4 protein-coding genes and 1 pseudogene are annotated in these 7,620 nt (G+C 47.7%); 3 read left to right on the top strand and 2 right to left on the bottom strand.

Features of this window, described 5'->3' with window-relative positions:
* The coding region (locus VB081_RS10650; protein ID WP_323400796.1) for an IS3 family transposase at window positions 1-303 on the top strand (303 nt) is incomplete at its 5' end.
* Between the two features lie 424 nt (window positions 304-727).
* The gene (locus VB081_RS10645) at window positions 728-1,756 is read left to right on the top strand and encodes a ParA family protein (protein WP_323400795.1); all 1,029 of its coding nucleotides are present in this window, start codon (window positions 728-730) and stop codon (window positions 1,754-1,756) included.
* A 504-nt stretch (window positions 1,757-2,260) separates the two neighbouring features.
* On the opposite strand, the gene VB081_RS10640 is transcribed toward VB081_RS10645, so the two are convergent.
* Window positions 2,261-2,437 (bottom strand): hypothetical protein, encoded by a 177-nt coding sequence (locus VB081_RS10640; RefSeq protein WP_323400794.1) that lies wholly within the window; start codon window positions 2,435-2,437, stop codon window positions 2,261-2,263.
* A 54-nt stretch (window positions 2,438-2,491) separates the two neighbouring features.
* Here VB081_RS10640 and VB081_RS15050 point away from each other — a divergent pair, with 54 nt between their 5' ends.
* On the top strand, window positions 2,492-3,070 hold the full coding sequence (locus VB081_RS15050; RefSeq protein WP_442872718.1) for an SLOG family protein: 579 nt from the start codon (window positions 2,492-2,494) through the stop codon (window positions 3,068-3,070).
* A gap of 78 nt (window positions 3,071-3,148) precedes the next feature.
* Here the strand turns inward: VB081_RS15050 and VB081_RS15045 are convergent.
* A pseudogene (locus VB081_RS15045) lies at window positions 3,149-3,916 on the bottom strand (DUF7601 domain-containing protein); the annotation flags it as partial.
* Window positions 3,917-7,620 lie beyond the last annotated feature (3,704 nt).

Genomic DNA, 7,620 nt, shown 5'->3' with positions numbered 1-7,620 from the left:
AAGAAAGAGATCGCTGATGGATTGATTCTCCACAGCGACCAAGGGTTCCAATACACGTCCCACGGGTATTCAAACCTACTAAAACAGTATTCTATTCTGCCCTCTATGTCAATGGCGGGAACGCCACTTGACAATACGCCTGCGGAGAATTTCTTTGGCACGCTGAAAACGGAATGCATCTACAGACAGAAAATTCAGAGTATTGAGCAGGCAAAGGAGTTGATTGACGAGTATCTTTACTTCTACAACTATGAGCGTATTCGGTTAAAGACAAAACTGACGCCGTTTGAGAAACGGCGCTAGCTTGCATAATCTTTTGGTTTTCTACGTTAGACCCTTTTTTTTTTTGTCTTTTTTGCGGATAGCGATTCATATTTTACCACCCTTTATTTTACCCTTTAGAGAACAAAATGAGGAATTTTAAACGATACGAGTCAAAACGAATAATGGCTTAACTATAGGTTTTTTAGACGTAATTTCATTAAATGTAACAGGCTGAAATGGGCACGAACAAATTCAAATCCTGTCCCCGCAACCACTATGAAAGGCCCTCGAATGGTCGTAAGGACAAAGACAGGTTGATTAATGCCAACCTGTCTTTGTTTTTACTGATAATGAGACATAGCTTTCTTTCAAAAAATGTATAGTTTGTACTTGACAACGTATTTTGAGTACCATATAATGTACTAAGGGTACGATATATATTCGGTCATAGTAGGAGGAAAATATGGAACGATATGCATTTTGGAACAACAAAGGTGGTACAGGAAAAACCAGCTTGGCTTTTCAGGTTATTTGTGATTATGCTTATAGAAATCCAAACCAAAAAGTGTTAGCGATAGATGTTTGCCCTCAAGCAAATCTATCGGAATTGCTTCTTGGCGGCTTACATAATGGCGGGAGTGATAATCTTTTAAAGCGCCAAGGGGTGATTCCTAGGGCAACAGTTGGCGGGTATTTTCAAATGCGGCTACCAGCCCCGTATAGCCCTCCGTCCTTTACATCAACGGACTTTATAACGACTCCTCATGATTTTAATTCTTTTATCCCTGTCAATATCGATTTATTTTGTGGTGATCCTTTGTTGGAGCTTCAATCTAATGCAATATCAACCTTGGCAAATAACCAAATTCCAGGAACAAATACCTGGGTTGCAATTATTGATTGGATAAATGATTTTTTGTCTCAAGTGGACGGTGCATATGATGTCGTTTTTTTTGATGCTAATCCTAGTTTTTCTATTTACACACAGATTGCTTTGGCAGCAACTAGTCGGTTGATTTTGCCTGTAATGGCTGATGATTCCTCTAGGCGAGCTATTCAAAATGCATTTTCTTTAGTATATGGCCTTAAACTTCCATCTGAAATATATACTAAATATGCTTTCGCTGAAAAGCTCAAGGATGCTTCTAGACCGTTGCCTAAAGTGCATATGGTATTGAAGAACCGATTAACTCAGTATATGGGACCTGCTTCTGCATATGCCACTGTCTTATCCGCAATCGATAAAGATGTTGATGTTTTGTTAAGAAGCAATCCAGAGATTTTTTCTTTCAATGCCATTAGCAATGGAATAACGGATGTTAGAGATTTCCAGACAACTGGTGTTGTAGCGAATGCCCGAGGATGTCCTTTTTACATGCTTCGAGCTGGTAGACTTGATATTTTAGGGCAACGAGTACAAATCAAGGAAGAGTATCGTCAAAACTGTGAGGACAATATTAAAAACGTATCAGTTAGGAGCATTACAGTTTAACCATCGAGGTAGTAATCGTATGTTTGTGCCGATAGACCTTATTTTATGCGGTTTTCTGGGGTTGTCCTTATGAACATTCGTACCACTTAAAAAGCGCATCTATGATGCGTTTTTTTGTTTGTTTACTTTTCAAAAATTCTTAGAAACTGAATTTCACCTATTTCTATTTACTGAGATAATTTTTTAGTATCAAATTAATATATTGCGAAAAGGTAGTATTATTTTAGATGTGCGGCTGCAAATATTATGTTAAATAAGCAAACCACCTGTTGTTTCAGCGGTTACCGGCCCGCAAAATTTGGCTTTCCCCTAAAAGCTCCAACTTTTATAATCGTTTTCAGTTGATGGTATAAGGGAACCACCGAATCCTGATCGACTTTATCTGTAATATGTCATTACATTATGATGACTCTACATATGCAATTTGTCAAATTATTTTTTATTTCAGGGAAAATATAAAAACACCGCTTTTCTAAACGGTGTTTCTTTTATCCACGTTGATTTTTACTGATCCAGATTCTTAAGAGCATACTCTATACATTGATTCACTATCTTATTGAACGAAACTCCTGTCTTTTCACTCAATTCCATGATCACATCAAAATGTTCCGGTTTCATACGAATCGTACGATTTATTGAAGAAATCTTACCATCGTCTTTGTCAATTTTAAATTTGCTCATATCAAACACGCTCCTGTAATTAATATTGTAATTTAGTTTTGTTCGATATATAATGTGCATATATGTAATCATAATTTAATTACATTTTTAAAGGGAGTGATTTTATTGTTTGATAAGCAAACCACCTGTTGTTTCAGCGGTTACCGACCCGAGAAGTTTGGCTTTCCCCTCAAAGCTCCAACTCTTGAATACGGCGTCCTGCTCGGCTACATCAATATCAATGTACTCTTTAGCGTGGAAAAAGGATATACAACGTTTCTCTGTGGCATGGCGCAAGGCTTCGATATCATTTGCGGTGAAACCGTTTTGCGTCTGAAAAAACATCCGGGCTTTACCCATATCAAGCTCGTATGCGCCATCCCCTACAAAGGCCACAGCGAACAATGGGATGATGCTTGGAAGACGAGGCATCAAACCCTTGCGGCGCTCGCAGATCAGGTCATTTATGTGCGCGATGCCTATGCTCCGGATTGCTTTCACGCGCGCAACCGTTTCATGGCCGACCACGCAAGCCGGCTCATCTGCTATCACGACGGCAAAAGCGGCGGCACTGCCTATACCATAGATTACTGCCGTAACAAAAAAATCGAGATCATCAACCTCGCAGAAAAAATAAAGGCCGCCCGCACATAGCGAACAGCCGCTGTATATGCCTGTACTCGGACTATAGAACGTATAGTCCTGGCTTGCCGTTTCCGTAATCTCATAACGCCAGCCCTTCACGACCTGTGGGAATTCCGCATACTGCGCCGCTTTTAAGGTCAGCTTACCGTTTTCGTCCGTTGCAAACGGCCCGCCTTCTGTGATTTCTGTCCCGTTTGACTGGTAAAGTCTATAGGTCTGGTTTGCATACGGCGCCATCGTATCCGTCGTTTTGCCCAGCTTTACGGTGAATTCAAAGGTATCGCCCGCGGGCGCGTCAACACTGCCCGACAGCTTGTTCACGCTCTTGGTGAGCCTCAGCTTTGCCAGGTTTCCAATATAGTCGTTGACAAATTCCACGCTCTGCGGATTGTTCTTATCAAGCGTTCCCGTGGCAACGCCGCCCTCCGGCGATACGATGGTGTTGCCCGTCATCGCCGCTTCGGTCACACTGTACGTCGCCTTGTTGTCCATACGCTCAAATACCGCCATCTGGCTGGCCTTGAGCGTAAATTTACCATTCGCATCCGTGGCCCACGTGCCCGAAACGGCAGTCGGGTTATCCGGGTCGCTGATATCATACAATGTATATTCCGCCGGGCCGAACGGTTCCCCGTTTTGCAGCAGTGTATAACCGAAGTCAACACCACTCAAGTCAAGCCCTGTCGCCTGCTTGGAAACGCGCAGCTCCGCCGCCTCGAACAGCTCCACAATCACGCTGTTCCCCAGCGTGGTCTCCACCTTCGTCTCACCCGTGGCCGCCGTAAATTCGTTGATCCAAGCCGGGTTGTTGTATGCGTGGATTGTTGGCTCTGTCAGCGTTGCCGGCGCTTTCATCTTAAGCGCGATATAAGTACCCTCAAGCGGCGCGAACACATAATCCGTGCCGTCTGTCTTTTTGGAAAGATCGACCGCTACCGCCTTCACCGTGCTCATATCAGAAGGCGCTGTCGTCGTCCAGCCGGAGGCTGCGTCAGATAGGTCATATGCCGCGTCCGACTTGGTGGAATAATAAACCACCGGGTCGATGCCCTTGCGCTTCGCCTGTATCGTATCTACACTTTGCAAAACGCCCTGCCAGTATGTGCCGTCAAACGTAAAATCTTCCTTGCCGGCGCGGTCTATGGCCGCACGCTCTAAGCGGTCGAAGATGACCACGTTCTTCATCGTACCGCCGTCCGTGTTCTGCACCTGCAGGCGGTAGGTATACGTTTCGTTCGTCGCGGCGCGCGCATTCTCATCGTACGTCGCGAATTTGTCCGCATCCTCTTTGACCGCCTTTGTGATGCCCGTTGCCGTCGCCACTGTAATATCAATCGTCGAGCTGGCGGATGAATACTGTGTATTCATTTCTTCCGTATTGCCGTTTTCGTTCAGGTCGGCAAAATACGATACGCCGTTTTCATCCTTGCCAACGCCGGAGGGCGCGTTTACCCCGCTGTCCGGCCGCACATATTCGCTGCTGCTGTATTGGTTGACTACGCCAAGGAAGTTCCCCTGCTGCGGCTGCCACGCGGAATCGTTTTCCTTGCCGTTCGCCGTTTTGTAATCCGTGTAGCGGTAATAAGCCCCCAGCTTCACATAGAGGTTGAAAAACAAGCCGTCGTTGTAATAAGATTCGCCATAGCTGGTCGGGTTGGGGTTGAATTCCGTGTGTACGTAAACCTTGACCATCGTACGCCCTGTACCCTTATAGTCCTCGATGACGTCGTAAGACGTGATGCTCACATCGTCATTGGACAGGAAATACGTCCTGTTGCTGTTATTGCTGTAGCCGCTCGTGGCTGTAATGGCTACGTTCGGGTCAAACACGTACCCCTCCGGCAGCAGGTCATAAAACACCCAGTCCTTCTGCGTCCAGCCGAGCTGCTCCAATGTTGCGCCTCCCGCATCTTTTAGCTGCTGGAATGTCACATTAGAGTAGTACGAAGATGAGGTGCCATAATAGTTATATCGCAGCTGCTGCGATCCGGTCAGTTGGATCGTTGCCTTGACCTGGCTGTTCGCTTTGTCATTCGTCAGGCTTACCGACTTAGAGTGCCCATTGACCGTATACATAGGCACAAAATGTTTATTTGCCGCATACTCCTGCGCATATACCTGCGAGCCGTTCAGCTCGATATGGTTCTGCGAATAGTTCTGGAAGGTGATGCGGTTGCCCGTTTGCATCGAATCTTCCACCAGCGACTGGAAAACAGGCGAATCGTGCCTGACCGTCGTATTGATATACATGTAAACCTGTGACGACCATCCATGGGAAGAATCCGATGCATGCTCCGCCTTGACCTTATAAATCCCTTCTGCTTTCAGGGCATCCGATACATATGGCATCGCATCCACGGAGCCCGCATTGCTATAGCGTTCAAACCCCTTATAATCGTCAATTTTGCGAACAAAATTTTCATAGGAAATCTCGCCCGCTTCCTGCCACGTCCCCGGGTCGGCCGCCGTCTGTACATAAAGCTTGACCGGATTTCCCGTCGGGGAATAGAAGTTCGAATAATCCGACATTTCCTGGCTTGGATCGATGATCCAGAGCAGGTCACTAATAGTAACAGCCCAACTGCTGATATAATAATCCTCCGGCCCCAAAGCCACATTATTGGCCAGCATACGCCCGTCCTCAGCCACTACGTTCATCTTGCTGTTTTCCGGGGTAGGGATGTTATTCTCGTTCAAATATTTCCGGCCATACGTATACGTATAGAAGTTCGTTTTGGAATATCCATTGTTGATGGTCGAAACGTTAGCGTATGCCATCTCGAAGTCCCGGCCGTTATCCATCGACGTTTTCAGCACCGGCACGATATCGTTGTTGCCGTTGGTGCTTTTGTATGTATAATACAGGCTGCCCGTCGGGCGCGGCGGCGTCCACTCCACGATCGGCACCAGGACATTTTTCTCCTGCGTGGTAGTAATGCCGTCGTCCACGCCTGTCATCTCCACCTTGAAGTTATTATCTACGTTCGTTCCCGCTGTATATTGCGCCTTGGGAAACCGCACCACCGAATAAATATAATAGGTGCTGCTTGGATAAACGATATTATCGTAATAGACCGAAGAATTGGAGGTGTATAACGTCTGGTTCTGCCCAAAGGAAAGCGTATCGTCCTCCAAGTTCCACCAGCCGGCCTGTGCACTCGCCGTTGTGCCCGCTCCAAGCCTCTGTGTATAGCCTCCCACAAGCTCGCCGCCCGCGCCGGGCAGCTCCGATAATTTGACCGTGTAAGGTTGTGTAAAATTGACATTATAACGCATCTGGTATACCAGATACCAGTAATCGTCAAAATCAGCCGGCTTTTCCTGCCCGGCAAGGTTGGGGGCATAGGTCTGGACGGTCGCCCAATTTGCGACCTTGCCGCCATTGGCAACCGCCTTGGTCGCGGACGTCACTGTCGCGGGCGCATGATTGATGCTGCCTGTGATCGTGGGGCTGTCGGGCTGCTCTACCCCTTTGGTGGTCAGCTCTGCCGAAAATCCAAAGTTTGTCTCGTCCACAACGCCCATTGCGTCTACCGCCCACGCGATCTGGATCAGGTTGTTACCGCCCGCCTTGATGGGCTTGCAGTTGGTAAGGAGTACATCTCCCGTATCCGGATCGAGCGTATAGTTGAAGTCCGAAGCAACGATCATATCCGGCGCCTTGGGCACGCCAATATCTACAAAGTTACAATTTGTACCATTCATCGGGATGCCTGCACGGTACTGAAGCAGCGTCTGCGGGATGCGGATCACAACGTCGCCCACAGCATAATCTTCATTGTTGGAAAATGTCAATTGTGCTTTGATCGTCTTTTTGACTTTGTTGTTCCAGCCGTCAAGGGACAGGTCCGTGTCCGACTTGGTACCCGGCAAGCTGTCGTACGCGATCCATTTGAGATCGAATTTATAGTTTTCCGTTTCTTCGTCTGCAAAAGGCACCACCGTAGTCTCGTCCGATTCCGCATTCATTTCCGGCTCGTCTGCCACCGGTGTTTCTTCGGGCGTCGCGCTTTCTTCGGGCGCCACGCTTTCCTCCGGCTCTGCCGTATCCTGCTTTAACTCAAGTTGTACGCTGCTGCCCGCTTCCGTCATTGTTCCAATCGCGGAAACATCGCCTTCCGTATTGAGCGCCAACACCGCCGAATTCTCCAGCGTACCGTTGTTTTCCGGAACGACAAACGAGAAGCCCTCTTTCGCGCTTCCTTCCACTACATATGCCGTTCCCGCCGCAACGCCTTCAAACAGCGCCGCGCGGCCTGTTTCCATTACGATCTTTCCTTGCTCGTCCGTCGCAAAAGTCCCCAGTTCCTCCGCAGGGTCTTTCGTCATGTCGAACAGTCGGTATTCCCGGGATACATACGCCTCACCATCTACCTTAAGCGTATATTCGGCTGTCTCGTCCCCCGTCAGGGTTTCACCCGTGATCGTATTATAGATCCACAGTCCCGTCATGGCAGGCGTTTGCTGCTCCGACGGCTCCGATTCTTCCGCAGGCGGCGTTTCTTCGGGCGCTGCCGGTGTTTGCTGCTCCGGCGTTTGCTCCTGTTCCTGTGCCGGCT

Origin of the sequence: Christensenella sp. (assembly GCF_034927525.1) — a bacterium.
Classification (GTDB): domain Bacteria; phylum Bacillota; class Clostridia; order Christensenellales; family Christensenellaceae; genus Christensenella.
Note: the sequence above shows the minus strand (reverse complement) of the source record. Positions and strands in the feature narration are given on the sequence as shown.

What these genes read in the sequence shown, in the direction of transcription:
- VB081_RS10645 (WP_323400795.1), top strand. Translation starts at nt 728, where the DNA reads ATGGAACGATATGCATTTTGGAACAACAAAGGTGGTACAGGAAAAACC.
- VB081_RS10640 (WP_323400794.1), bottom strand. Translation starts at nt 2,437, where the DNA reads ATGAGCAAATTTAAAATTGACAAAGACGATGGTAAGATTTCTTCAATA.